Here is a 24,436-nt window from a genome sequence, read left to right as displayed (position 1 = left end):
CCCGATCGCGGAAACACAGCTGTAACGACGTTAGTACCGGAAGAGGGTCACGTGACGTACGCGGCGGCCTGACCGGTGACCATAACGTCGGACCATGACACTTTCAGTGGTCGAATCTTTCGGCGGAAGACCACAATCCCGGTCGCCGGCGATGCCGGGCCCGGCTATCCCGCAATGGCGGTTTTCGGTACTCGGCCCGGTGCGGGCCTGGCGAGCAGGTTCGGAACTTGACCCGGGCCCGCCGCAGCAGCGGGCAGTCCTGGCAATGCTGCTCCTGCGCGGCGGCGCCTGGGTCGAACTCGACGATCTGGTCGCCGGCCTTTGGGGTGATCAGCCACCGGCCCGTGCGATCGGCACCCTGCGCACCTACATCTCGCGGCTGCGGCGTCTGCTCAGCGCAGACCGTTCCGGTGATCTGATCGTCACTACCGACGGCGGCTACCGGATGTCGGTTGGGGACACCGAGCTTGACCTCGACTGGTTCCACGGCCTCGTCGGCAAAGCCACCAGGGCGGCGGCGGAGTCGCGATACGCCGACGCGGCCTCAGGGCTAGAGAAAGGGCTCGGGCTGTTCGGCGGGACCGCCTTGGCCGGGCTGCCCGGACCGTACGCGGCGGGCCAGCGCGACCGTTTGGAGAGGATGCGGCTCGCCGCCGAGGAGGAGAAACTCGTCGCCGACCTGGAGTTGGGCCGCTACGCCCACGTCTTGGCCGAACTCGGACCGCTGATCGCGGCCGAGCCGTTGCGCGAACGCCTGCGCGAACTGCAGATGCTGGCCCTGTGGCGCATCGGCCGGCCGGCCGATGCGCTCGCGGCATACCAGCAGACCCGAATCACCCTCGCCGCAGAACTAGGGATCGATCCGGGCGCCGGACTCCAGCAACTGCAACAGCGGCTGCTCGACGGCCATCAGCCGACACCGCAGGGTCCGCGAGGCACTTCACACCTGAGCGTGGTGCCGGCGCAGGTCCCCGCCCCACCGGCTGACTTCACCGGCCGCGCCGAGGTGCTCGACTGGGCGACGTCCGCCCTGCTGAACACCGATGCGGCACCAGTGGTGGGCATCTTTGGAATGCCCGGTGCCGGCAAGAGCGCATTGGCCGCCAGGGTGGCCTGGCAGGTGTCGGCCCGATTCCCCGGCGGGGTGCTCTACGCCGACCTCGACGCGGCCGGCAGCGGATCGACGAAAACTCGCGACGTGCTGACCGCGTGGGTACGCGCACTCGGCTACGCCGCCACGGACATCCCCACCGATGTCACCGAACTGGTGGGATTCTGGCGTGCCGCGCTCACCGGCCGCCGGATCCTGGTCGTCCTCGACGGCGCCACTAACTGCACCGAGGCTTTTCCGCTGCTGCCGAACGCACCCGGCTGCGCGGCGCTGATCACCTCCAACCGTCACCTGTCCAGCCTGCCCGGCTCTGGCTGGCACCGGCTGGGCCCGTTCACCGGCGAGGAGAGCACCGCATACCTGAGCCGTCGTATCGGCGCTGCGCGGATCACCGCCGAACCCGACGTCGTGAAACGTCTCACCGCGGCCCGGGGCAACCTGCCGCTGTCGCTGCAGACGCTCGCGAGCCGTCTTGCCGCCCGCCCGGCCTGGCGGATGGCTGACGCCGAACAATGGCTGGAACCCGACGACGATGTAGCGGGCCTCTATCGCCGTCTCGACGCGATCCGTGAGGATCTCGACGCCGGCCAGTCCCGCGTCTTCGCGCACGCCGCCACCGTGGAACACGGCGTGACGACCGCAGCCGGGCTTGCGCCGGTTCTCGGCTACACCCCGCGTGACGTCGCCGCAGCCCTGGACGAACTCGCCGACCGATCACTGGTGACCGCCGACGAACCGGGAAAGTACCGCATTGACCGCCTCATTCAGCGATATGCCCAGCTCCGGCCGATGGTCGCCCCGCTGCACCTGTCCCCGGCGAGCTGACACCCGACGCGCCCGGCGGCGCTCCCTGCCGGGCCTATGCGTCGTTGATGCTCTGTCGATGTCCTGTGGAACTGGCTGGGTCATGCTCCAAACCGGACATCGCAACCGCCGATTGCCTGTCACCCGCGAGAGTGGTGCTGTGGAACTTCGTCAGCTGGAGTACTTCGTCGCGGTGGCCGAGGAAGGCAGCTTCACCAAGGGCGCTCGCCGGGTCCGGGTCGCCCAGTCCGCGGTGTCGGCCACGATCCAGAAGCTGGAACGTGAGCTGGGTCTGCCAGTGTTCGCCCGCGAAGCCGCTGGAGTCACCCTCACCGACGCCGGCGCGGCCCTGCTGCCGGAGGCACGAGGACTGCTCAGCGCTGAACGCCGAGCCCGCGACACCGTGGACCAGGTCCGCGGCGGCCTGCGCGGGACCATCCGGATCGGTACGCTCACCTCGATCGGCGTGCGCCCCGCCTCGCGCGGCCTGATGGTCGTCGACCTGCCGCAGGTGCTGGGCCGTTTTCACGTCACCCATCCGCTGGTGACCTTTCAGCTGCGTACCTCGCCGCGAGGCACGGCAGGACATCTGGAGTCGATCGTCGCGGACGAACTCGACATGGCACTGGTCGGCGCCTACAGCCATCCGGACCGCGTCAAGCTGCACCACCTCGGAACCGTCCCGTGGTGTTTCGTGTGCCCGCGCCGGCATCGTCTGGCTGACGCCACCTCGGTGAGCCTGGAAGACCTGGCCGACGAGACGTTCGTGGACTTTCCGCCCGGATGGGGTAACCGGACGATGACTGACCGGGCATTCGCCGGCATCGGCATCGTACGCAACGTTCCCTTCGAAGCCGCCGACCAGGAAACCGCGGTCGGCCTGGTCCGTAACGGCCTCGGCGTGACCCTCGCCCCACGGGCCGGCAACGAGGACGACGAGGCGCTGTCGGTGATCGACATCGCCGACGAGTCGTTGCGCCTGCCGATCGCGGTGGCCACCGCCAGCGACCGGCAACCGTCAGCGGCCACCACAGCGTTGCTGGCTGCCATCCTGCGAGCGGCGGGCAAGAAGGACGCGGCCGCCGAGGTCCAGGCGCATCGATAGCAGATCAGCCGCTCGGCGCGATGTTGTGGTTGATCCGGAACATGTTCCTCGGGTCGTAGGCCGTCTTGATCCGCCTCAGCCGCCGATAGGTGTCATCCGGGTACGCCTTCGCGACCGCCGCGGCCGTCACGTCGTACCCGGTCAAGAAGTTGATCTGGGTCTTGCCGGTGGTCCACGCAGCGAGAGCCGCACTGATCGCCTCAAGGCCCGGCCGGAACACGTGCGCCATCGCGGGCTCGCCGACCGCCACGACCAGCAACTGGAAACCCGCGGTGCGGTGCTCGACCGCGCTGGGCGCCCGCGGCTCACGCGCGAGCGCACCGCCGAGGTGGCGAATCTCCACCATCAGCGCCGGGATCTCGGCATCCGGGCCGGCAGCCGAGAGCAGCGCGACGGCCGCCTCATCCGGGAAATCGGCAAGCTCAGCCGACACCTCGTAGGACGCCAGCGGCTCGACCGGATCAGCGTGAATGTCGGCCATCATCGTGTACGGCATCTCGGCCACGGTGTCGATCAGTGTCGGCGCGGCCTCGCGCAGACCGGCGACCAGTGCCCGACCCCGCTCTGCCGAACCGAGATACGCGACCCGCACATGCACGCTGAACCGGCCGCGCAGAACCTGCGGAACGCACGGCTTCGCCGGCAGCCGCAGCAACGCGACCGAAACGGTGAGCTGCTCAGGCGCGTCGGTGGCCAGCGCACGATAGGCGGCGAGGACCGCTGCCGCGTGCTCGCCCGCAAAGAACAGGCCACCGCCGAACAGCCGTGTGACCGCAAACAGCGCGACGGTGAGCGAGGTGACGACACCGAAGTTTCCCTTGCCTCCGCGGATCGCCCAAAACAGCTCAGGCTCGGTGCGGTCGTCGACGTAGCGCACCTCGCCGTCGGGAGTGACGATCTCCGCGGCCAGCACATGGTCGGCCGCGTATCCGTGTGACCGTCCCAGTGTCGGGCTGATGCCGCCACCGAGGGTGAAACCGACGACACCGACGTTGGGTGACGAACTCGCGAGCGGCGCGAGGCCTTCCTCAGCTGCGGCGTCGACAAGGCTCTGCATCTCGACGGCCGCGCCGACGGTCGCGGTCCGCCGCTGCGCGTCGATGGTGACGCAGTCCATGCGACGCAGATTGATGAGCACGGCGCCGTCTGCAGCCACGAACGACCCATGCCCGGTGGACACCACCGCTACCGGCAGGTTCCGGGCGCGGGCGAAGCGGACGGCGGTCTGCACATCGAGGACGCAGGTGGCGCCGACCGCAACGGCCGGGCGATGGGTCAGAGCCAGGTTCCAGGTGGCGGTCTCCTCGGCGTACCGATCGTCGCCAGGTACCAGCACGGGCCCGTACACCTGGGCGGTGAGCCAGGCGAGATCCGCCGGATCGACGGTACGCACGCCCAGGACGGTCACCGGGTGCGCCCAATCATCAGGGCGAGCATGCCGCTGTCCAGTGCCTCGATCGAGTCGAGATGGGTGCGGCCCTGAAATCGGCCGGTCCGGCCGGCCGTCGTCCGGGTGACGGCGGCCCTGCGGGCGTGCCGGGGATTCCTGCGGGACATGACAGCGCCTCTTTCGGTCCTTGAATGAGCCTGGATCCAGGATCGCGCCCGGCGGCGGCTCGGCCGAAAGCAGTTGACGCTGAGGTTCATCGAGAACGGCGATGGCTCATTTATGCGAAATAGTTCTGGTGTAGATACCGGATCGGAAATCTGTCGGCGCTGCCCTTAGGCGATAAGCGGAGTCGATAGGAGCAAGATGAGAACGGTACGAATGCGAATGCTGGCGGTGCTTCTTGCCGCCGTCGCCGGCGCGACAACGGCCGCCGCCCCGGCGCAGGCCGCACCCAAATTCACCATGACTGTCCTAGCCTCCGGCCTGGCGAACCCATGGGAAATCGTGAGGGGGCCGGACGCGCACCTGTGGACCACCGAGAAGTTCACCGGTCGCATCACCCGGGTGAGCCTCGCCGACGGCACCAAGAAGACAGCGGTCACCATTCCCGACGTGGTCGCCACCCGAGGCGGCCCGCAGGACGGCCTGCTGGGCATGGCCCTGCACCCGGACCTGCTGCGCGGAGCCAGCACCAACCCGTACGTGTACGTCTCGTACACCTATGACGCTGATCCGGCCACGGACACCCTGCTGCGCCGGCAGAAGATCGTCCGCTATACCTATGACAAGGCCACCGAGCTGCTGAGTTCGCCGCTTGAACTCATCAGCGGCATGCCGGTAACGATCGATCACCTGTCCGGACGGCTGGTCATCGGCCCGGACAAGAAGATCTACTACTCGATCGGCGACGGCGGCAAGAACCAGTACACCCTCTACTGCGAGCCGATCATGGCGCAGGCGCTGCCGACCGCTGCCCAGGTCGCGGCACGCAACTGGAACACGTACCAGGGCAAGATCCTGCGGCTCAACCTGGACGGGACGATCCCGCTGGACAACCCGGTGATCAACGGGGTGCGCAGCCACGTCTACACCTACGGCCACCGCAACGCCCAGGGCCTGACATTCGGCCCGACCGGCCTGCTCTACGCCAGCGAGCAGGGACCCAAGAGCGACGACGAACTCAACCTCATCGTGCCGGGCGGCAACTACGGCTGGCCCCACGTGGTCGGGCGCCGCGACAACCTGGAATACACGTACGCGAACTGGTCGGCCGCCCCCAACTGCGCGAGCCTGGAATACAGCGACTTCACCATCCCGGCCTCAGTGCCGCAGCGCACCGAGACGTCATTCTTCGACCTGCGTTACGTCGAGCCGATGCGATCGCTGTTCCCGGCTACTCCCGGACAGAATTTCCAGGACCCGAAGTGCGTGGTCGACGGTATCGCCATCTATCCGATCTGCTGGCCGACCATCGCGGCATCCAGCGCCGAGGTCTACACCTCCACCGCGGTACCCGGCTGGTGGAACTCGGTCCTGATCCCCTCACTGAAGTACGGCACCATCTACCGGGTTCCGCTCGGCCTGACCGGACTCATCGCCGGTGAACCTGAGCTGCTGTTCAAGACGGTCAACCGCTACCGCGACACGGCGATCAGCACGGATGGCCGGACGATCTACGTCGCCACCGACGGCACAAGCATCGCCACTGACCTGAACGGCCTGCCGACTGCGGACCTCGCGAATCCAGGTTCCATCCTGGCGTTCACTCTCGCCTGACATCGGTAACAGCGTTGTGCCGGGATCCGCGGATCCCGGCACAACCTCACCCCATCAAGGAACAGCCGTGACAGATACACCGGCCCGCCCGCCCTACGATCCCGAGCTGGCGCGCGTCCTCGAGGCGTTTGCGCCCCCGACGGTCACCACGGACATGGTCCCGGCGGCCCGGGCGGCGATCGCCGCGCAGTCGACGATCGAACAGGCCCTTGGCGACCGCCCTATCACCCACCGCAGCATGGTCATCCCGGGCTACCAGGGCGCCGAGATGAAGATCTCGGTGCTGAAGCGCCACGACCACTCCGCCGCCGAGCCCGGCGTCTACTTCGTGCACGGCGGCGGCATGGTCGCCGGGAACCGGTTCACCGACCTCGGCCAGCTCGCCGACTTCGTCGAGGAGTTCGGCGTGGTCGGCGTCAGTGTCGAGTACCGGCTCGCACCGGAGTTCCCCGATCCCTACCCCGTGGAGGACGCCTACGCGGGCCTGGTCTGGACGGCGGCGAACGCTGGGCAGCTCGGCATCGACCCCGGTCGCATCGTCATCACCGGTGCCAGCGCGGGTGCCGGCATCGCCGCCGGCACGGCGCTGCTCGCCCGGGACCGCCAGGGCCCCGCCCTGCTCGGCCAGATGCTGTTCTACCCGATGCTCGACGACCGCGACGCGACCGTCTCCACTCATCAGTACGACGGTGTCGGCGTCTGGGACCGTGGCAGCAACGTCACCGGCTGGACCGCGTTACTCGGGGAGCGCCGCGGCACCGGCGACGTCTCCATCTACGCCGCACCGGCCAGGGCGAAGGACCTGACCGGTCTGCCCTCCACCTATCTGGACTGTGGATCGGCCGAAGTCTTCCGCGACGAGGATGTCGCCTACGCCTCCGCACTCTGGGCCGCCGGCGTCCAGGCCGAGCTGCACGTGTGGCCAGGCGGGTTCCACACCTTCGACACTATGGCGCCGGACGCGGCACTGACCTCGCGCCTGCTCGCCGCCCGCAGCGATTGGCTGCGGCGCCTGCTCGGCCTCGCTTGATCCCTTGTCAATCGAAACCGCGGAGGATGCCGTCATCGTTGACGCTGGTAGCGAAGTCCTCCCAGTCCATGTTCGCGAGCGCGAGGTTGCTCTGGACCGTCCACATCTCGGAGGGGACAGCACGGAACGTCGCGCCGTCACGAATATTGACCACCAGGACCGGTGAGTCAGGGTGAGTCAGCGCCTTCGCATCGACGAGGAAAGCGATGGCATGGTTCGAGCCCGCAGGCACCTTCTCCAACAGCCGGGGAACCGTGAGCCCGTCGTTCGCCGGGTCGTCGACGAACGTCACCAACGCGGCGAATTCGTCCTCCGTCTGCGGTTCGGCGATTGCCGACCGGATCCGTACCCATTCCCCGGAGTGAGCGAAATCCGTACGAATAACGAGGGAGAATTCGGAGTCCTGAAGCCACATTGATTCGTCCACATCCGCGAGGATAGGAGGACCGGCATCAACGATTCATCAACAGATTATTGGGGAATGACGGCACGGTCGGAGCCGAGCACGCAAAGCACTTCACCGGCCAACTCGGCCGCGGTTCGCGCGCCGCCGGCCGGGCCGCGGTGCAGCTCAAGGGCCATCTCCCAGACCGTCATCGTGGTGTGGGCGGCTACCGTAACCCACATCTCGTCCACCGCGGCACCGGAGCGATCAGCGATTGCCTGAGTGAGCAGCAGCCGTTCCTGGTGGCGCAGCTCCCACAGCCGTGCCTGTGGTCCCGAGGCGGTGTCCAAGTGCTTGCGCAGGCGCAGGAACTCGTTACGGTTGCCGTCGAGCCGGGACAACGAATCCTTGACGGCGTGGCCCAGCGACTCGGGCAGCGGCTCGCCGTCGGGCCGGGCGCGCAGGGCGATGCCGAGGCTGCCCACGTCGCGGATCAGCGGGTCGAGCAGGATCTGGTCCTTGCCGGAGAAGTGCCGGTAGAGCGTGGCGACGCCGATCTGGGCCGCCTCGGCGATCTGTTCCATCGTGGTGCGGTCGTAGCCGTGCTGGTCGAACAATTGCAGGGCGGCCGCAATGGCGGTTGTCCGGGTGCGTTCCGCCTTCTGTTCTCGTAGTCCCACCAGAAAACGATAGCATCGATCACTTGATAGACGTTCTCACTTTCTCGTAGGGTGCCGTCGCATGACCGCACCGACCACTCTGCCGGACAACACCCTCGACCGCAGCCCACCGACGCGGCACCGGCGCCTACTCACCGCCCTTCTCGTCTCCCAGACCGGCGGCTACATCGCCGTCCAAACCCCGGTTCAGCTACTACTCACGCTGCACCTGGCCGACCTCGCCGGTTCGGAAGCCGACCGCGCGTTCGGCATCGCCACCGGTCTCGGCGCGTTCGTCTCGCTGCTGATCAACCCGATCGCCGGGCGGATCAGCGACCGCACCACCGCCCGCTTCGGCCGCCGCCGCACCTGGATCCTGGCCGGCGCGCTGACCACCGCCGCGGCCCTGCTCGCGCTCGGCGCGACCACCACCGTCTGGCAGGTCGTGCTCGCCTGGTGCGTGATATCCGCACTGGCCGGCTTCTGGTTCGCCGCGACCACCGCGGCCGTCGCCGACCAGGTCGACCCGGCCCGCCGCGGCGGCGTCTCCGGGCTGCTCGGACTCTCCGTCGCACTCGGCCCACTGTTGGGCATCGCCCTGGTCAACGGGCTGCCGGCTGGCTCGACCGGCCAATGGCTGATACTCGCCGTGGTGGCCGTGTTCACCGGTGTCGTCGCGGTCCTGCTGATCCGGGAACGCCCGGCGCAGTCCACCGCTACGCCGGGACCGTACTGGGTGAATCCGCGTACACATCCTGACTTCGCCTGGGCATGGCTGGTCCGCATGTTGATCAGCTGTGCCTACGCGAGCAGTTCCTACTACGCGTTCTACCTGATCGAGCAGTTCGACGTCAGTGCCGAACGGCTCGGCCCGCTGGTCCTGTCCATCGCGATGACCAGCGTCGCGGCACTGGCATTCACCAGCGTCGTCGCCGGATATGCCTCTGACGCGATCGGACGGCAAAAGCCGTTTGTGGCCGCCGCCGGAATTCTCGGCGCCCTTGCCCTGATCACCTTGGCGTTCGCGCCGAGCATCCCGGTGGTCTACTTCGCCTCCGTGCTGGTCGGCGTCGGTCTTGGGCTGTTCGTCTCCATCGACCTGGCGATGTGTCTGCGAGTACTGCCGAACCCGGATGACTCCGGCAAGGACCTGGCCGTGCTCAACATGGCCTCCGCACTGCCCCCGGCGATCGTGCCGTTCCTGGCTGCCGGCCTGCTCGGGCTCGGCGGCTACCCACTGTTCTTTGGCGTACTGGCCGTATTCGGAATCGCCGGAGCAATAGCGGTCCGTCGCATCCCGGAAATGACGCGGGCCTAGCGAGACCTGGCCGGACGGCACGCGCTGTGGCACGGGACGTCCGGCCGATCTCCGTCGATCGGATGTCTTATCCGCGTCGACAGCTGCTGGATTGACTGCGCAGCATGTGCCTTCCGCCCTGCCGCGAGCGACTGCTTGATCGTGGGCCACTGGCGTATCTGACCGTGTCGGCGGCCGCCCTACTGATGGGAGCCGCCGTCGGCCCGGCAGAACTCGGGCCGCCGGGCTCCGCGGTGGGGGCCATGTTCGGCTGGACCCTGATAGCCATCGCCGCCGAGATCGTCGTGGGCTGCCCCCGACGACTCAACGCGCTGCCATGGCTGGTCAGCGCCGCCGTCGCGGGCGCCTTCTACGGCACCGACGCGACCACGATGCTGCTCGGCGCGGCCGCCATCATCTACGGGGCGTCCACCATATCGATCGCCGTACCACCCCGCGGCGCTCACGCCGCGCGCCGGCTGCGGGGAGTCTCGCGCCCACATCCAGGCCGTCATCGCGGCGACCACCAACGCCCACTTCGGGCTGAAAACGTCGGCAGCCAGACCACCCCGAGTGGGCCCCGCCACGTACCGACGCCAGAGCGTCGCTGACCGTACGTCGGCTGACTCGACACTTCGTTGCGATGGCCCGCCCGGACATACCCGCCCGCGAGTCTCTGCGGATCGCCGCGAACAGCTCGACCTTCGACATCCGCGGCATCGGCGGACCTCCGTCCCCGACTGTCCGCCGACAGCGAAGTTGGTCCGGAATGAAGCCGTGACCAGGGCGGATCAGAATGGGTAACACGCCTGATGTCGTGAACCCCCTGTGGCGGACCGCGGTGAGCTCGGTTTGTGTCACTGAACCTGATCCGGTTCGTGGGCGAGCCGGGCCGGGCCCGGGCCTCGGGATGGGGCGGTGAATGCGGTCGCAGGGGTCGTGTTCGGCCCGTTAGCCTCATCCGATGATCACGCTGACGCCGGTTCTGGAGCGGTGGCCCGCTGACTGCCCGTTCTGGCCGGCCGAGCAGACCGACTTCTATTTCGCGGTTCCGCGCCGGCCGACATTGCTGCAGGTGGGGACGGTGGTCTGGACGTTGATCGGCCGCAGCGTGACCGCCGATGACCTTTCGATCACCGCGGCGAATGCGGCCGAGGCGATCGAGAAGTATCTGACCTGCGACGACGGAGATTTCGCGCAGGGTGGGTTGCGGGTGGGCGACGGCAACGTCGTCATCGACCCCGGCTGCTGTATTGGCCTCGACGAATGGCGCGACTGGCTGCGCGTGGTCGGTGGCGAGGTGATCGACCTGGGCCATGACCCGGATCCGCTGATCGAGCACCGAGGGCCGGTTGTCCGAGTATGGAAGGACGGCGGCCAACTTCCTTCCGGGAAGTCTTCCGGCCCGAACGAACCACACATCGATATCCCGCGTCATACCCTGCCGAACCTTCTGGGCGCGGTTCAGCAGGATCTCGCTGGTTTCCTGACCTGCTTGCATTCATGGGCGCAGGACATCCGGGCCGATCTGGCGGACCCGCTGGCCGCGGCCGTGGACCGGCGTCTGCAGATCAGCGCGTCTCTCGGGATCTGACGCAGGGTGCGCTTCTATCCCTTGCCGTCCGCCTCGGAGGGTTCCACGGCTTCACCACCGTTCTGGGAAGTGCGGTATTTCCGTCGTGCGCGGACGTAGGCGCTGACTGCCGAGAAGGAGACCGTGACCTTGAGGTTCTGGGTGAGATGGTCATATACGCTCTGGTGGGACTTGGCCGGGAGAACGGAAGTCAATGGCGAACTACTCCGGCCAGCGCCTACCAACCGTTCATAGCAACGCCCTCATCTACCGCGATCCGGGCGTCTGGCGGGCCGGCGGTGGTTCGTCGACGAAGGCGCGGTGGCTGCATCGCTAAGCTCAGCCTCGTAGTTGCTCACCAGCAGTGTTGCGACGACCGCCGGAATCCGCCCCGTCCGGGTGGGCCGGCTCAGGCCGTCAGAATCAGTGATGCGATCGGCGTTGTCAGAGATCGCCCGGTTCGGTGAACGAAAGAAGGTCTCGGCCATAGGTATCGTGCGCCTCGGCCTCAAGAAGTTGGCGTTCCTCGGTTGTCAGCTCCGACTGCCACTGCTGGTACCGCGTAATGCCGTCGAGCAGCGGCCCAGAATAGGCAGAGCTGCCGGCGACATCCTTGAGGCTGATCCGGCCGTCGAGGAGGTCGTCGGCCATCTCGGCGAGCATCCGCCCGCCGTGTCCGTCCCTGAGCCTCTGAAGAGTGTCTCGGACCGTGTCGGCCAGTCGAGGGTTGCCGGCCATCGCGTCGAGGTCTTGGTCCAGTCGGGTTCCGTCCACGTCAGGCTCCCGGCGGGATGTAGGGGGCAGCGGGTAGTGGCACGTCCAGCGGCGTGCCGCCCTGGTATGCGATGTCCATGGCGAGCCCGAAGGTGCCAAAGATCGTCGTCAGCGCCGTGTTGATGATCAGTGACGCTTTGTTGAGAAGGTTCAGCATGTCCTTGACGATCAGCGCCACCGCGGCGTAACCGCCGATGCCGGCGGCCGCCCCGACTCCCGTCGCGGTGAAGGCGGCGCTCCCGGCCGCGACGACACCGGCGAGGATGGCCTTGTCCACCAGAGCCTGCAGAATGTTGCCCAGCGCGTTCGACACCTGATGGGCTCCGCTGGCCGCCTTGTGATACTCCTTGCCGGCCTCGTTGAGGGCGTATTGCTGTCCGCTCGTGGCCGCCGCGAAGGACGTGAAGTAGTTGTACGCGGAGTCGTTCGCGTTGCCGTCCCAGTCGGCGTCGAGGGACTCCATGCCCTGCTGGATGTTCACACCGATCTGCTGCATGCAGTCGGCGAGGCTGTGCAGGGCGTCGCCGAAGCGATAGATCGCGGCCCAGTCCCCGCCGACCCAGTCGGTGAAGTACCCGATCACATCGGTACCGGTGAGCGATTCGATCGCCGAGTTGATCCAGGCCGCCGGGGAGATGTAGTTGAACGCGTCGCCAGGGTTCATCACGACCCTGGCGACGTTCTCACTAGTTTCCCCGGGCGGCTGGAGCAGGAAGGTCGGGTCGTCCATCGTCATTCCCCGTGGTGTCGATCAATCGCGGAAGATCATCGGCCGCGGCGAAGGCGAATACGAGGCGTCGAGCTCGGCGGCCGAGCTGCTGTCGGTGGCCTCGTACGTCCGGGCGGTGGTGGTGAGACTGGCCGCTGATGCGTCCGTGAGTTGCCGGACTCGATCGAGCATGGCGTCGATCCGCTCGACATAGTTCGGATGCCGCTGGAACACGATGCCGAGGAAGCCCCGCTCGTGAGGGGTGAGGGATCCCCACTGATCGATGTAGCTCTTCGCTGCCTCGGCGGCTCTGGTCATCTCGGTCATCTGGGCGGCGTACAGCCGCAGCGCGGCAGGGTCGACTCGGAGCGTCATGAGTACACCGCCTCGACCGCGACAGCCGTTGCGATCATGACGACGAGCCCGGCCAGAGTGAGCAGGGCACAACGTCGCCACAGCGCTGCCAGACGCTGCTGATCCGAGGTCCGGTGGAGTCGTACCGCATCCATGACGGCTGGCACGAAGACGATGCCCGCCAGCACGATGCCTACCCAGGTGAGCACCGGGACCTTGTCACCGTCCACGACAGTGACGATGCTGCCAACGATCATGAGAAAGTAGATGAACGCGAAAAACAGCGAGAACTTGCCGACGAGCCGCTGAAATTCGATTTTCGCCTCTGTGCCCGAGTTCATCGGACCCCCCGTCGTAGATCGCCGCCTGAAGGTATCAACGCCCGTCGCTGCTAGGGGGTTCACCTTGACAGCTGTCAAGCCCACGACAGGATCCCCATTGGTGTTGTGTGGCGTTGTTATGGAACCGAGTAGTGGTGGCCGGTGATTTGCCGGCCACCACGCGATCCTCACTCGTGTTTAGCTGCGTCCTCGCCGAAGGTTCGGCTGCCGAGGATGCGTACGGTAGTGCTCAGTTTGATTGGCAGGTCCTCGTCACCCTTCAGAAAGGGCTCGATGTCGATTTTGGTGCGGAGGCTTCGGCCCTGGCCGTGAGCCTGCATTCGCTCATGGCCCGAGACCCAGAAGCGGTGATCGGGTTTGGCTCGTGCTGGAGCGTTTCCGGAGCTGGTCTGATCTGTTGATCTACTGGTGTTGCGCGGTTTGATGCGCACGGTCCGGACTTCGGGGGCCGGGCGATTGTGGCGCCGATAGGCCTTCGTGATCCCGTTGGGAAGTCGGGCTGGCACGGCTTCGGCGATCTGCTGTTTGATGAGTAGCCACGTCGTGACCAGTGGACTGAGCGGGTGGTTGCCGTCGATCGCGGCGCGTTGGGTGACGTGTTCGGCGTGGATCGGGACGAGCCAGCCGATTTCGTGGCGAAACTTCTCCATTAGATCCTGATCCGTGGCGGCGCCGATGCTTCGGTAGCCGAGGATCTGCCAGCCGTCGGCCAGGGGTGTCCAGGAGACTGCGGCGAGGTCTCTGTTTGCTCCGACCGGTTCGGGCCAAGCGATCAGCCCAGATTTCGAGGGCATGAGGTTGTCGGTGATTCGTGCGACGGGTTGGTCGCTGTTTACCGCGCTGACCACGTCGGCGAACTCATGGTTGATCCAGTACATCACCGTGCGGTCAAGTTCGTCGGCCAGGTTGTTGCGGTGTCCACGACCGTTGATGGGTTCGGGGAGGTCGGACGGTCCTCGTAGCAGACCGGTGAACCGGTCGCGGATCTTCGGAAGCATCTCGGCGGTCAGCCGGGCAGGTGTCCAGTCGGTCGTGGTCAGCAGCGTCCGTCCTTCACTGCTCAGGACAATGCCCTGGTGCAGCGTGTTCAGGATCGTGTACTGATCACTGCCGGGTGGCCAGTGCATCAGGCCGGCGCAGTGAGCCGTGAGCGCGTCGACGTCGCCGGCCTCGAGGAACTGGGAGCATCGATAGCAGACATGCCATCGGTCGTTGTAGGTCTGGATGTCGCCGCCGATGGCGGCGATTCCGATGACACCGGTCTGATAGGCCCAGACGGGCGAGGCGCCGGTGCAGGTGTGGCATCGGTCGAAAACCGGTTCCCCCGGCCCTGCCTCAACGGGAACGGCCTCGTGGGAGTGGTCGGCGACGGGGTGACGGAATACGACGTTTTCCCTGTCCCGATGTTTGGTGAGGGCATGGCGGCAGATCGCGCAGGTCGTCAGAGTCGCGAGGTTCATGCGGCCGGCCCCGTGTTGCGGTCGTGCAGGTCGCGTGGGCGCGGGCCGCGTCGCGGCGGACCGTCCGGCATGGTCATGCCGGGTGTGTAGAGAACGTGTCGATTTCCGCCTTGCTTTTTGGCGTGGTACATCGCGGTGTCGGCTCGGTGCAGCGCGACGGTGTCCAGCGGGTCGGTGCTGGACACGACGGCGACGCCGATGCTGGCGGCGACCGCAACGGTGAGCGTGCCTTCGCCGGTGCGGATGTCCATGGCGAAGCCCAGGATCGAAACGAACAGTTCGGCGGCCTTGGCGACCTTGTAGTCGTGGTCGAGGATGACGGCGAACTCGTCACCGGAGAGCCGGGCGCTGCATCCGTCGTACAGCTCGGCGAGTGATTCGATCCGGGTTGCGATCTCTTCCAGGACGGCGTCGCCGGCGTCGTGGCCGCGAATGTCGTTGATGGTTTTGAAGCTGTCCAGGTCGATCAGCATGATGGTGACCGGGTGGGGCCGACCGGTGGCGACGGCTCGATGGGCGTCTCGTAGGCCGGCTCGGTTGGACAGGCCGGTGAGCGGGTCGTGGCTCAGCTGCCAGTGGGCTTCGTCCAGTTCGGCGCGTAGCCGGTTGACGGTCGATCGGGCGGCGACGTAGGCCATCCCGGCTCCGGTCGTGGCTGCCAAGATGGTGGCGATCACGAGGTGTGTGATGAACACTGGGTTCCTCCACTAAATGGAGAACCCGGGACGCACGTTGTCTAGGCGTGGGCGTCCCCGGGCTCTGTGGATAGGACGACGGCCCGCCTTCTGGCGGGCCGTCAGTTCTCTTAATGGGCGGCGGGCCGTCCCGCCGGAGTGTGTTTGAGCTCGGTCAGAACGTCGGCGGCGTCGCGGACCAGCCGTGCCTGCCGGTGATCACGCAGCGCCTGGTGGGGCCCACCGGAAAGTACGGAGGTCACCGGGCCGGGCACGACCATCGCCCGCCGGCCTCGACGAATGGTTTCCTCGATCACCGCGACGACGGTGGTGTCCGGTGGGGCTTCCACCAGTACGGCGCCGCTGGTCAGGCCCGCCAGTAGACGGTCGGCCGCGGCGGCTCGCTTGGCATCGGGTGGGGTGCCGGGCGGGTAGGCGCTGATCACCTGTCCGTTTTTGGCCGCCTGGCCGAGCAGCGCGCGGTGGCCGGCGGGATACGGCCGGTCGATCCCGCCGGGCAGGACCGCGACTACCCGGCCGTCGGCCGCGAGGGCTCCGCGCAGGGCTGCGGCGTTGATCCCGAAATTGCTGGTGACCGCCACGGTCCATCCGGCTTTGGCGAGGTCATGGCCGAGCTCAGTGGCGACCGTGTTGCCGTACGGCGTCGCAGCTCGGCTTCCGTGGATCGCCACCGTGCGGGCCGGGATCGGGGCCGGGACACCGCGTACCCACAGGCACCAGGCGGAACTCGGTGCCGCGGCCCACTCGATTCGGGAGAGATCATCGAGCCGGGCCGGCCAGTCCTTGTCTTCGGGGACGAGGACTCGGGTGCCCGCATCCTCGGCGGCGTCGAGAACTGCGCCGGCATGGACGCGCAGCCGCTCGACCGGCATGACGCCGAGGTAGTGCTCCCGCACGTCAGCCGACGTCGCCGGCGAGAGCAGCGTGCCGAGTGCCTCGACCGGGCCGAGAGACACGGCCAGCTCGTGCAGCTGCTCGACATGGGTCGGCAGGTGAACGGCGAGGTACGCGAGGACTGCCCTGGCGATCTGGTTCTCCTCCAGGCCGGTGGTCACTGGACCGCCTCCGTCCGGGACGCGTCGTCGACCGGATCGGACTCGCCGGCACCCTCTTCTGGGGCCAAGTCGGTGAGGATGCTCTTGGCGACGCGCAGCACCGTGGCAGCGCACTGCTGGACCAGGTCCATGTCGCCGTCGGCCCAGCCCAGGACGTAAGCGTCGCTGAACGCGGCGGTGTCCAGTCCCAACGCCGCACAGACGATGTGCGCAACGCTTTCCGCCTCGGTCTCTGCCTGCCCGCGGTGCACGTCCGCGCCGGTCTCGGTGTCGGTGAGATGACCGCACCGAATGTGCGCCAGCTCGTGCACCGTGGTCTTGACCCGCTGCGCGGGGCTGACATCGTCACGGACCAGCACCCGCATTACACCGGCGGCCACGGTGATCCCGTTGGCGGCACCGAGATACTGGCTTCCTGGCGGCGCCAAGTCGAAGCCGTACCCAGATGTTTCGATCAGGGAAACGAGGTCGTTTAACGCTCCGGTCAGGTCCTCGCCGACCAGCAGCTGAGGCACTCCGGCAGCTGATGTCCGCATGCGGCGTCGCTGCCGCACTGTGGGAACCTCGAACGGCTCACCGTCGGTCTGCGAGAGATCGAACGTGGAAGCCAGCTTGAATCTGACGACCTGTCTGGCGAGACGGCCGGACTGCTCACGGCGAACGGTGCGTCCCGACGACTCCCACTCGCGAGCCTGTTCCTCGGTCGGCCGTCGCTTGACGGGCGCCCACACCTTGAACGACTTCTCGCCTTCACGAACCTTGCGACCACGACTCAACCAGCCGCTGGTTCCCGCCTTGTTGCCGTAGGACATGAAGTACGTGGGCTCGATGCCACGTTCGTTGGCCTGCATCATCAGCAGGAACTGATTGTTGAGGCTGTAACGGGCGCCGAAGACGGCGACCTGGTCGATGAATTCGACCCAGCGGTCCGGTTCCGACGCCAGCGCGGCGAGCCGAGCGTCGAAGTCGCCTTTGATCTTTTGCAGGAAGTCGTCTCGTCCCTGCTGTCTGGAGACCATCGGTGGTCCCTCCTGTTCCCCGCCATGCGGCGGCGGACAGGTTGGGACCACGCGGTCCCAACCTGCCCGTCAGCACAGGGGTGGGAGACCGCGAGAACGCGGAGACGTGCTTCAGTCGATTTCGGTCATGGCGATCGAGCCGTCGATGCTGACGACGGCGCCGACGTGTCCCGGGAACCGACCGCTACTGCTGTAGTTGCTCTGACCCGCCGGCCGATAGGGCTCATCGGTACGTGCCCGTCGTCCGATGATCTGAGGCGGAGCGGTCGGGCTCGGGGGCCCGTAGTGTTCGAACAGCACCCGGGCGTAGTCGACGTCGGACGCGAACGGCACGTAGCGGCCGCGGAGGATCGTGCCGCCGAGGCGATCGCAGCACGACACCGTCACCGGATACCAGCCGGTGACCCAGGCAAGCACGATGTGCCCGCACGACAGGTCAAGCTCGAACTGGCACTGTCGCTGCAGTTCGATCCCGGGTAGCGGAGCCGGCACTGGGCGGCGGGTCACAGGGTCCGCAGATCGGGCCGAGGTCGGCGTCGTATCTGCTAGCGCAGCTCTCGCACACGATCCACAGGCAGATCCGGCATTCGCCCGAAGCGATCGGCTGCAGGCTGGTGCCGCAGAATCCGCACGGCCCGGTTAGGCAGGCGGCGCCGTGTCGACCAGAGTCGTGGCGATGGCACGGGTGGTTAAGCATCGCGACACCGCGCGTGCCGGAAGAACACCGCCGACGTGAGCGGCTCGCCGACTCGTTTCGGCGGCGGCGAAATGCTGCGCCAGCCAGTGGGCTCACACGCTAGCCACGTCGTGTGGCCGTCGCGGCTGACGGCGACGACGTCGCCATTCGACAGCGAACGTCGGCGCAGCATCCGGTATACGCCGGCGATCAAGAAGTCCTCTTCGCCGCCGGGTTCCGCACGGCTAATGGCCAGGTGGTCGAGGTCGGCGTTAAACACCTTGAAGGCCCAGTCGGCCACCTCCTCCGGGGCGATAGCGGCTGGCAGGCTGCGCCAGTGGGAGATGACCTCGCTGAGGACGTTGCCGGGGTCGTAGTGACCGAGACAGCCGTCCAGGTTGTGGTAGATCTCGATGAGATGCGACGTCATGGCGTGTCCGCTGCGGTACACGCTGGGGTTGGGCTTTCGCATTCGATATCCCTCCGTGCGTCGGTGGGACTCCGGGCACGGCTGTCGGCCATGCCCGGAGGGTGCGCGAGTTAGCGCGGGTGGCCGGGCATTGGCCGGATTGGTGCGGGCTGGCGCGGAGGCTTGGACCCCTTTGCGAGGGATCAGCCGCTCCTGCGCGAGCGGTCGCCTACTTGTTTAGATCCCGCAGGACCTTGTGGGCGGGCTTGAGGTGCCAGCAGAGGGTCGCGCCGTTGGCGCCAGCGGAACGCAAGGCCTGCGTCAGGGAGTCCACGGCCTCGGCGGGCATGCCGGTGGCCCCGCTGAAAGTCTGATCGCTGACGTGGTCAGCGATGCGCAAGATGGTCTGCGTCAGATGGGCCTGGACAAGGTGGAGGCCACACACCAGCCGGGCGAGTTCGGTCAGATCGTGGCTGGGGGCGGCGTGAGCCATGGCGTCAGCGATCCTCTCCACCCCGATCAAGGTCACTTCGGTGGCGGCCACCGTGTTGGCCGCATCGAATCCCGCGTCCTTGCCCAGCAGCTCATTTAGCCGATAAACAGCGGCCTGAACCTCGATGCTCGGCTTAGGCGCGGAGTTGAGCAGTGTGTGCCAGTCGACCTCAGGTAGATAGGCAGTGGGCTTGAGCATCTTGCCTCCCAGGACAGCAAGGAAGACGGCCACCGAATGGTGGCCGCCCTCGCGAACGATGGACGGGCTTACCGCGGCCCTGTCGCGCATGCGATGGGCGTCAGCGGTACGAGTGCCGGGTCGAACGTGGCGCGGGCGGCGGCCGACCGAAAGCCGGTGGGCGCGATGCCGTCGCGAGACGTCGGATCAGCGGCACAAAGAAATAAGGAGAACCTCCAGGCTAAGGCACCTGGTAGTCCCACAACCGAAGCTGTCAGGTTCGCTGTTCTGGCAGAACCTGACAGCTCATGAACTCGGTAGTCCCACATCGCCGCGCAGCATGACCGCGTTGGCCCGGGGTTGGCATCTGATGGGCACGCGCACTTGGTGTAGAAGATCGTCGCTGGGCTAGAGCTGCAAAGATGTCGATGCCCCTGGCGAGTATTACGAGGAGACTGTGTGCCCACCAACGAACGGAAGTATGGGCGAGGAGTGGTGCCGGCTCTGAGCATGCTCTCGCAAGGAACCTGTTACTGGCCGTCATGCAACGAGCCGATCACCAGGTTCGTCGACGGCATTCCAGTGAACAACTTCGAGATCGCGCACATTCGCGCTGCAAACGAGGGCGGACGGCGCTATGTCAAGGACATGACCGACGAGGAGCGCAACAGCTTCGACAACCTCGTTCTGCTGTGCGGCGTCCACCACAAGATCGTTGACAAGATTCGCCCGAACGACTTCTCGATCCAGGAACTGCAGGACTGGAAGATGATGCGGGAACGATCGGGGTTGGCGGCGCTTCGTGGTCTGCGAGGTCTGACCGAGGATCGGTTGCAGGAGCTTATCGCTGGCTCGTTCACTGAGGTCGCGAGCCAGATAGATGATGCCGTAGATCGTCTTGCTGCTATCGATGCCGAGGCCGCTGATTTGCTGCGCCCCCTGGTCGAGCAGCTGGCCGAGTTGAAGTTCTCGCGCCAGAATCCGGACGAGGACGTGGCTGGCATGCTGCTGAGAGCCGGGCAAAAGCTCGGCCATCTTGCGGACACGGCACCGATGCTGGGCAATGCGGCAGACAAGGCGGCCGGGCTCGAAGATGCCGCTCATCTTCTGGTCGATGTAATTCGAGATATGAAGACCGTGCTGGAGGGGTTTCACCAGGTCGAGAGTCGCCTCAGGATCTACCGCGACATGATGTAGCGCTCTGAGCAATGCTGAGACGCGATAGTGGCTGGTTTGGCTTGGGGGCGCCGGAGGACACCCTGGTATTCGTCAGCCAGCGCGCACCTCGTAAGCAACCCATACCGACCTGGCTCCCACCGCCGCCGCCCGCAAAGCCCTATGGCTGCATATCGGTCATCCATCGTCGCCGCCGTGCAGCGGCTGTTCCCCCTCCGCGGTCAACAACAGCCCATGGCTTCTCCGATCGCCCGGGCGAACCTTCAGCAGCGTCGGAGTACGAGCACGTCCTCGTGAGCCACAAGATGCACCGGGATGCCGTCGGCGCGGGAACGCCGGACTGCCATCAGCCCGAACATGCTGGCGCGGTGCACGATCTGCCCATCGCGGACGGCCGCGAGCATCGCCGCGCACCGCTGCACCGGCAGCAGCCCCACCGACCGGGCGATGGACAACAGTTCGCCAGGCAGATCGATCAGATCGTCGCGCTGCCGCCGAACCGGCCGACAGGTGATCACCACCGTTCCACCCGGACGGAGCAACTCGTAGCTCGCGGTCAGAATCGCAGCGAACCCGTCCAGCAGGCGGGTCCAGCCGCCGTAGGCGAGGTTGCCCTGGGCACGGTCGCCGTACAGATGGCTGTGCTTCTGCACCCTGGTGCCGGTGATGGTGACGAGGCCGTGAGTGCCGCGCCCGTACGGAGGTGAGGTGAGGACGAGTCCGACCTTGCCGACGGCGGATGCCGGTACCAGGTCGAGCAGCCGGGTGGCGTCTCCGGCGATCGCCGTCGCCGTGCCGGGTGCGGCCTGCGAGAGGGCGAGGTCGATATTGGCGGTGGACAGTGCGGTGAACCGGCGTTCGATGTCGATGCCGATTGCGTTGCGACCCAGGTGAATGGCCTCGACCAGGGTGGTTCCGGCCCCGCACATCGGGTCGAACACGAGGTCGCCGGGTGCGGTGTAGGAGTTGATCGCATGGGCGGCCAGGTGCGGCAGCATTCTGCCGGGGTGGCTGGCGGTGTCCGTGACGTAGCGGCCGCGCCGCTGCTCGCGGGCCGGCTGCTGGCAGGTCAGCCAGACCGAGGTGACGGGCATGGTCTCGTCAGGCGGCATCGCTACCTCCTTCGTCGCGCGCGCTGCGGGTCAGGATGAGCACGTCGGTGTGGATGTCCAGCTCGATGCGCTGTCCGGGACGTAGCGGCCGGTCGGTCGCGACGATGTGCTGCAGGTATGCCAGTCCTGCCTGCTTGGCGGCGATAACGACGTCCACCGGGGCGACGGCGTCGTGCGGCAGCAGCACCGCCACGCACCCGCCGGGCAGGAGGCTGTTGCGGCAGCGTTTGAGGAACTCGACCGGCGTGGTGGTCTCTTCGGCCGGCCAGCCTGTGACGATCAGCGTCGCCGGTTCCGTGCCCCAGCCGGCTTTGCGGAGGTCATGCAGGTGGCTGCGGCGGCGGGCCGCGATGATCGCACGGGCCAGATGCGGTCCGGCGGCCAGGTCGATGATCAAATCGGTCGGGTGAGACAGGTTGTGGACCAGGCGCATGCCCATCGCGGTGGACATGGTCGCGTCCGGCGATGGCGCCGGAACCGGCCACACGGTGATCGGCACGGGCGGGTCGACGGGCACCGTGTCCCCAACAGGGTCCGGTGCCGGTCGGCGGATTTTGTCGGTCATGGGCGCGGTGGCCCCCGGACCGGCGGGCGTACTGACGATCCCCAGTGCCGGATTGTCAGGCCGATCGAACCCACCCCTGACCTGACAGAACCGGTCAGCGCAAATCTGACAGCCCACCAGCCGATGAGCGCGCCCGGTCAGGTCTTGACTGGTGTCTCGGCAGGGGTCGCTTGCAGCCGGGCTCGCGCCGCAGCGAGACGCCGGCGATATGTCTCCAACTAGGACGTAACATCTTGATCTGCCGGGCGGCTGACACTCATTCGACTGATCGTCGGTATGACGATGTGATCGTTGTCAGTACGTTGGGTTGGTGGCGCGGACGTCCTGGCATGGTGTGTGGCGGCATGTGGTGTGGGCGCTGGCGTTTGCCGTGGTCTGCGCGGCCGGGGCATGGACAGCGTTAGCGGAGAACAAGCCGGCATGGGCGGTGGTCGCCGCTGCGGTGGCGGCGCCCGTCGGTGCCTTCGCCCCGTCAGTGCTCGATCGGTGGCAGGTCCGGCGACTAGCGGCCGCGGAACATCGCGGCGCGGTGGCATCCGCGGCGCGGCAGGACCTGCCGGTGTCGGTGGCTTTGCTGCTGCAAGCGGAGCAGCAGGTGGTGCCGTTTGTCGGCCGGGGTTGGGTGTTGCAGACCCTGGCGTCCTGGGCAGCCTCCGAAGACGCGATGGCGGTTCGGCTGCTGGTCGGGGCCGGTGGTGTTGGCAAGACCCGGCTGGCACGCGAGTTCAGTGCTCGGCTGACCGGTTGGGAGACGGTGTGGGTCAGGCCCGGTGGTGAGGCGACGATGGCGGAGGCGATCACCGCGGACTCCGCCGTGCAGCGTCGGCTGCTGGTGGTGGACTATGCCGAGACCCGGGACCGGGCCAGGCTGGCGGCGTTGCTGTGTGCGGCGCAGCAGGTGTGTTCGGCCGGCGGCCGGACGCGGCTTCTGCTGCTCGCCCGCCATGCCGGGCTTTGGTGGGAGACGATGTCATCGGCGTACCCGGACCAGGCACACGTGGTCGATGTGCTGACCGTGGCCGCTCATGTGATCGAGTTGCCGGCCGAGATCGAGGAATGGGATCCGCAACGGATCGTGGCGGAGGCCGTCACCGCGTTCGCTGACCGGCTGAACCATCGGGTGCCCGCACTGGTGCCGGCGGCCAGCCGGGATCCGGCGACGCCGGTCCTGCGGTTGCACGCCGAGGCTTTGGTGACGGTGCTGGGCGGGCCACGCACCGATCGTTTCGACGTTTTGGACGAGGTGTTGCGGCACGAGGCTCGGTATTGGCGGCACGCGGCCCGCCGGTCGATGCTGCTCGTCGGCGACGAGCCCGACGCCGATGCGGTGTTACGGCAGGTGGCAGGGATCGCCTCACTGCTGGGCGCGAAAGAGGACGCCGAGGTATCGGGGCTGGTCACGCGGGTACCGGCGCTGGCTGGCATCGACGGCGACCTGATACGCCGCTATACGGTCTGGTTGAAGGGCTTGTATCCGACGGCTGCTGGAACGCTCGGCACAGTGCAGCCGGACCTGTTGGGTGAGGCGCTGGCGGCCGAGGCGTTGAGCGGATACACCGACGGCGAGCGAGCGGCGGTGTTCTCCCGGCTGACGGTGGGGCAGGCGGTCCAGGTGCTGACAGTGCTCGCCCGTGCCGGCGAGCATCAACCGGACACCCAAAGACTGATCGACCAGGCGTTGTCGGTCGATGTGCCGACGATGGCCGAGGCCATGCTGGACGTCGCTGTGCAGTTCCCAGGCCGTTTCAGCGCCCAGATGGCCGTCCTGCTCGCCACCACGGACCTCGACTCGGCGTGGACACGCCAAATGGCCCGCCGGATCGCGTACCCGTCGATGGAACTCGGCCGGGTGGCCTTGGCCCTGACGGCTCGGATCGTCACCGATGTTCACGGCTCGACTGACTTGGGCCTGCGCGCTTCCTGGATAAGCGACCACGCGGTCCGGTTGGCGGAGGCGGGGCGGCGGGTCGAGGCATTGACCGCCAGCCAGGAGGCCGTCGACCTACGCCGGGAGCTGGCCGCCGGCAACCGCGACGCCTACCTACCCGACCTCGCCATGTCGGTGAATAACCACGCGGTCCAGTTGGCGGAGGCGGGGCGGCGGGTCGAGGCATTGACCGCCAGCCAGGAGGCCGTCGACCTCTACCGGGCGCTGGCCGCCGACAATCGCGACGCCTACCTACCCGACCTCGCCATGTCGGTGAATAACCATGCGGTCCGGTTGGCGGAGGCGGGGCGGCGGGTCGAGGCATTGACCGCCAGCCAGGAGGCCGTCGACCTACGCCGGGAGC

At 67.2% G+C, this 24,436-nt stretch carries 26 protein-coding genes; 9 read left to right on the top strand and 17 right to left on the bottom strand.

The window, feature by feature from the left end; genetic code table 11:
* Positions 1-94: 94 nt before the first annotated feature.
* Both B0I29_RS44435 and B0I29_RS44430 read left to right on the top strand, forming a co-directional pair.
* Positions 95-1,936: an AfsR/SARP family transcriptional regulator gene (locus B0I29_RS44435; RefSeq protein ID WP_111655211.1), complete on the top strand. Its 1,842-nt coding sequence runs from the start codon at positions 95-97 to the stop codon at positions 1,934-1,936.
* A gap of 139 nt (positions 1,937-2,075) precedes the next feature.
* Positions 2,076-3,020 carry a LysR family transcriptional regulator gene (locus tag B0I29_RS44430; RefSeq protein ID WP_111655210.1) on the top strand — a complete coding sequence of 315 codons (945 nt, stop codon included), beginning with the start codon at positions 2,076-2,078 and terminating at the stop codon, positions 3,018-3,020.
* 4 nt (positions 3,021-3,024) lie between these two features.
* On the opposite strand, the gene B0I29_RS44425 is transcribed toward B0I29_RS44430, so the two are convergent.
* Together B0I29_RS44425 and B0I29_RS46260 are read right to left on the bottom strand one after the other, a co-directional pair.
* A complete protein-coding gene (locus tag B0I29_RS44425; protein ID WP_111655220.1) occupies positions 3,025-4,413 on the bottom strand; it encodes an FAD-binding oxidoreductase in 1,389 nt (462 codons plus the stop codon).
* An 11-nt stretch (positions 4,414-4,424) separates the two neighbouring features.
* Entirely contained in the window at positions 4,425-4,577 is a 153-nt protein-coding gene (locus B0I29_RS46260; protein WP_181558320.1) for a hypothetical protein, read from the bottom strand.
* Between the two features lie 196 nt (positions 4,578-4,773).
* Between B0I29_RS46260 and B0I29_RS44420 the strand changes: the two genes are divergently transcribed.
* Positions 4,774-6,186 (top strand): glucose/sorbosone family PQQ-dependent dehydrogenase, encoded by a 1,413-nt coding sequence (locus tag B0I29_RS44420; RefSeq protein ID WP_111655209.1) that lies wholly within the window; start codon positions 4,774-4,776, stop codon positions 6,184-6,186.
* 67 nt (positions 6,187-6,253) lie between these two features.
* Entirely contained in the window at positions 6,254-7,216 is a 963-nt protein-coding gene (locus B0I29_RS44415) for an alpha/beta hydrolase (protein WP_245973223.1), read from the top strand.
* Positions 7,217-7,223: 7 nt separating this feature from the next.
* Here the strand turns inward: B0I29_RS44415 and B0I29_RS44410 are convergent, their stop codons facing one another.
* Both B0I29_RS44410 and B0I29_RS44405 read right to left on the bottom strand, forming a co-directional pair.
* Positions 7,224-7,631, bottom strand: coding sequence for a DUF6924 domain-containing protein (locus tag B0I29_RS44410; protein ID WP_146617117.1), 408 nt, complete (start codon positions 7,629-7,631; stop codon positions 7,224-7,226).
* Positions 7,632-7,687: 56 nt separating this feature from the next.
* Complete coding sequence (locus B0I29_RS44405) at positions 7,688-8,281, bottom strand: TetR/AcrR family transcriptional regulator (RefSeq protein ID WP_181558318.1); 594 nt, start codon at positions 8,279-8,281, stop codon at positions 7,688-7,690.
* A 61-nt stretch (positions 8,282-8,342) separates the two neighbouring features.
* On the opposite strand from B0I29_RS44405, the gene B0I29_RS44400 reads away from it, so the two are divergent.
* The 3 genes from B0I29_RS44400 to B0I29_RS44390 all read left to right on the top strand — a co-directional run bounded on the left by B0I29_RS44400 (position 8,343) and on the right by B0I29_RS44390 (position 11,151).
* Complete coding sequence (locus tag B0I29_RS44400) at positions 8,343-9,578, top strand: MFS transporter (RefSeq protein WP_111655206.1); 1,236 nt, start codon at positions 8,343-8,345, stop codon at positions 9,576-9,578.
* Between the two features lie 242 nt (positions 9,579-9,820).
* Positions 9,821-10,168, top strand: coding sequence for a hypothetical protein (locus tag B0I29_RS44395; protein WP_146617116.1), 348 nt, complete (start codon positions 9,821-9,823; stop codon positions 10,166-10,168).
* A gap of 353 nt (positions 10,169-10,521) precedes the next feature.
* Complete coding sequence (locus B0I29_RS44390; RefSeq protein WP_111655204.1) at positions 10,522-11,151, top strand: hypothetical protein; 630 nt, start codon at positions 10,522-10,524, stop codon at positions 11,149-11,151.
* 423 nt (positions 11,152-11,574) lie between these two features.
* Here the strand turns inward: B0I29_RS44390 and B0I29_RS44380 are convergent, their stop codons facing one another.
* The 11 genes from B0I29_RS44380 to B0I29_RS44330 all read right to left on the bottom strand — a co-directional run bounded on the left by B0I29_RS44380 (position 11,575) and on the right by B0I29_RS44330 (position 19,403).
* Positions 11,575-11,904, bottom strand: coding sequence for a hypothetical protein (locus B0I29_RS44380; RefSeq protein ID WP_111655202.1), 330 nt, complete (start codon positions 11,902-11,904; stop codon positions 11,575-11,577).
* A gap of 1 nt (position 11,905) precedes the next feature.
* Positions 11,906-12,634, bottom strand: coding sequence for a hypothetical protein (locus B0I29_RS44375; protein ID WP_146617115.1), 729 nt, complete (start codon positions 12,632-12,634; stop codon positions 11,906-11,908).
* 21 nt (positions 12,635-12,655) lie between these two features.
* On the bottom strand, positions 12,656-12,988 hold the full coding sequence (locus B0I29_RS44370; RefSeq protein ID WP_111655200.1) for a hypothetical protein: 333 nt from the start codon (positions 12,986-12,988) through the stop codon (positions 12,656-12,658).
* The gene (locus tag B0I29_RS44365; RefSeq protein ID WP_111655199.1) at positions 12,985-13,308 is read right to left on the bottom strand and encodes a hypothetical protein; all 324 of its coding nucleotides are present in this window, start codon (positions 13,306-13,308) and stop codon (positions 12,985-12,987) included. Before B0I29_RS44365 ends, B0I29_RS44370 begins: the two co-directional genes overlap by 4 nt.
* A gap of 167 nt (positions 13,309-13,475) precedes the next feature.
* Positions 13,476-14,768, bottom strand: a complete 1,293-nt coding sequence (locus B0I29_RS44360; protein WP_111655198.1) for a hypothetical protein — start codon at positions 14,766-14,768, stop codon at positions 13,476-13,478.
* Positions 14,765-15,463, bottom strand: coding sequence for a GGDEF domain-containing protein (locus B0I29_RS44355; protein ID WP_111655197.1), 699 nt, complete (start codon positions 15,461-15,463; stop codon positions 14,765-14,767). Before B0I29_RS44355 ends, B0I29_RS44360 begins: the two co-directional genes overlap by 4 nt.
* A 110-nt stretch (positions 15,464-15,573) precedes the next feature.
* Positions 15,574-16,518, bottom strand: a complete 945-nt coding sequence (locus tag B0I29_RS44350) for a DNA-processing protein DprA (protein WP_111655196.1) — start codon at positions 16,516-16,518, stop codon at positions 15,574-15,576.
* The gene (locus tag B0I29_RS44345) at positions 16,515-17,537 is read right to left on the bottom strand and encodes an ArdC-like ssDNA-binding domain-containing protein (protein WP_111655195.1); all 1,023 of its coding nucleotides are present in this window, start codon (positions 17,535-17,537) and stop codon (positions 16,515-16,517) included. The genes B0I29_RS44350 and B0I29_RS44345 overlap by 4 nt, the downstream gene beginning before the upstream one ends.
* Positions 17,538-17,648: 111 nt before the next feature.
* Positions 17,649-18,029, bottom strand: a complete 381-nt coding sequence (locus tag B0I29_RS44340; RefSeq protein WP_111655194.1) for a hypothetical protein — start codon at positions 18,027-18,029, stop codon at positions 17,649-17,651.
* Between the two features lie 197 nt (positions 18,030-18,226).
* Complete coding sequence (locus tag B0I29_RS44335) at positions 18,227-18,685, bottom strand: hypothetical protein (protein WP_146617114.1); 459 nt, start codon at positions 18,683-18,685, stop codon at positions 18,227-18,229.
* A 166-nt stretch (positions 18,686-18,851) separates the two neighbouring features.
* Positions 18,852-19,403: a hypothetical protein gene (locus tag B0I29_RS44330; RefSeq protein WP_111655192.1), complete on the bottom strand. Its 552-nt coding sequence runs from the start codon at positions 19,401-19,403 to the stop codon at positions 18,852-18,854.
* Positions 19,404-19,751: 348 nt separating this feature from the next.
* On the opposite strand from B0I29_RS44330, the gene B0I29_RS44325 reads away from it, so the two are divergent.
* Complete coding sequence (locus tag B0I29_RS44325; RefSeq protein ID WP_146617112.1) at positions 19,752-20,489, top strand: hypothetical protein; 738 nt, start codon at positions 19,752-19,754, stop codon at positions 20,487-20,489.
* Between the two features lie 242 nt (positions 20,490-20,731).
* Here the strand turns inward: B0I29_RS44325 and B0I29_RS44320 are convergent, their stop codons facing one another.
* The gene (locus tag B0I29_RS44320; protein ID WP_111655190.1) at positions 20,732-21,580 is read right to left on the bottom strand and encodes a TRM11 family SAM-dependent methyltransferase; all 849 of its coding nucleotides are present in this window, start codon (positions 21,578-21,580) and stop codon (positions 20,732-20,734) included.
* Positions 21,570-22,019 carry a hypothetical protein gene (locus B0I29_RS44315; RefSeq protein WP_245973222.1) on the bottom strand — a complete coding sequence of 150 codons (450 nt, stop codon included), beginning with the start codon at positions 22,017-22,019 and terminating at the stop codon, positions 21,570-21,572. The genes B0I29_RS44320 and B0I29_RS44315 overlap by 11 nt, the downstream gene beginning before the upstream one ends.
* A 436-nt stretch (positions 22,020-22,455) precedes the next feature.
* On the opposite strand from B0I29_RS44315, the gene B0I29_RS44310 reads away from it, so the two are divergent.
* Positions 22,456-24,436: P-loop NTPase family protein (locus tag B0I29_RS44310; protein WP_483887906.1), on the top strand; the 1,981-nt coding region annotated here is incomplete at its 3' end.

Origin of the sequence: Actinoplanes lutulentus (assembly GCF_003259845.1) — a bacterium.
Lineage (GTDB): Bacteria > Actinomycetota > Actinomycetes > Mycobacteriales > Micromonosporaceae > Actinoplanes > Actinoplanes lutulentus.
Note: the sequence above shows the minus strand (reverse complement) of the source record. Positions and strands in the feature narration are given on the sequence as shown.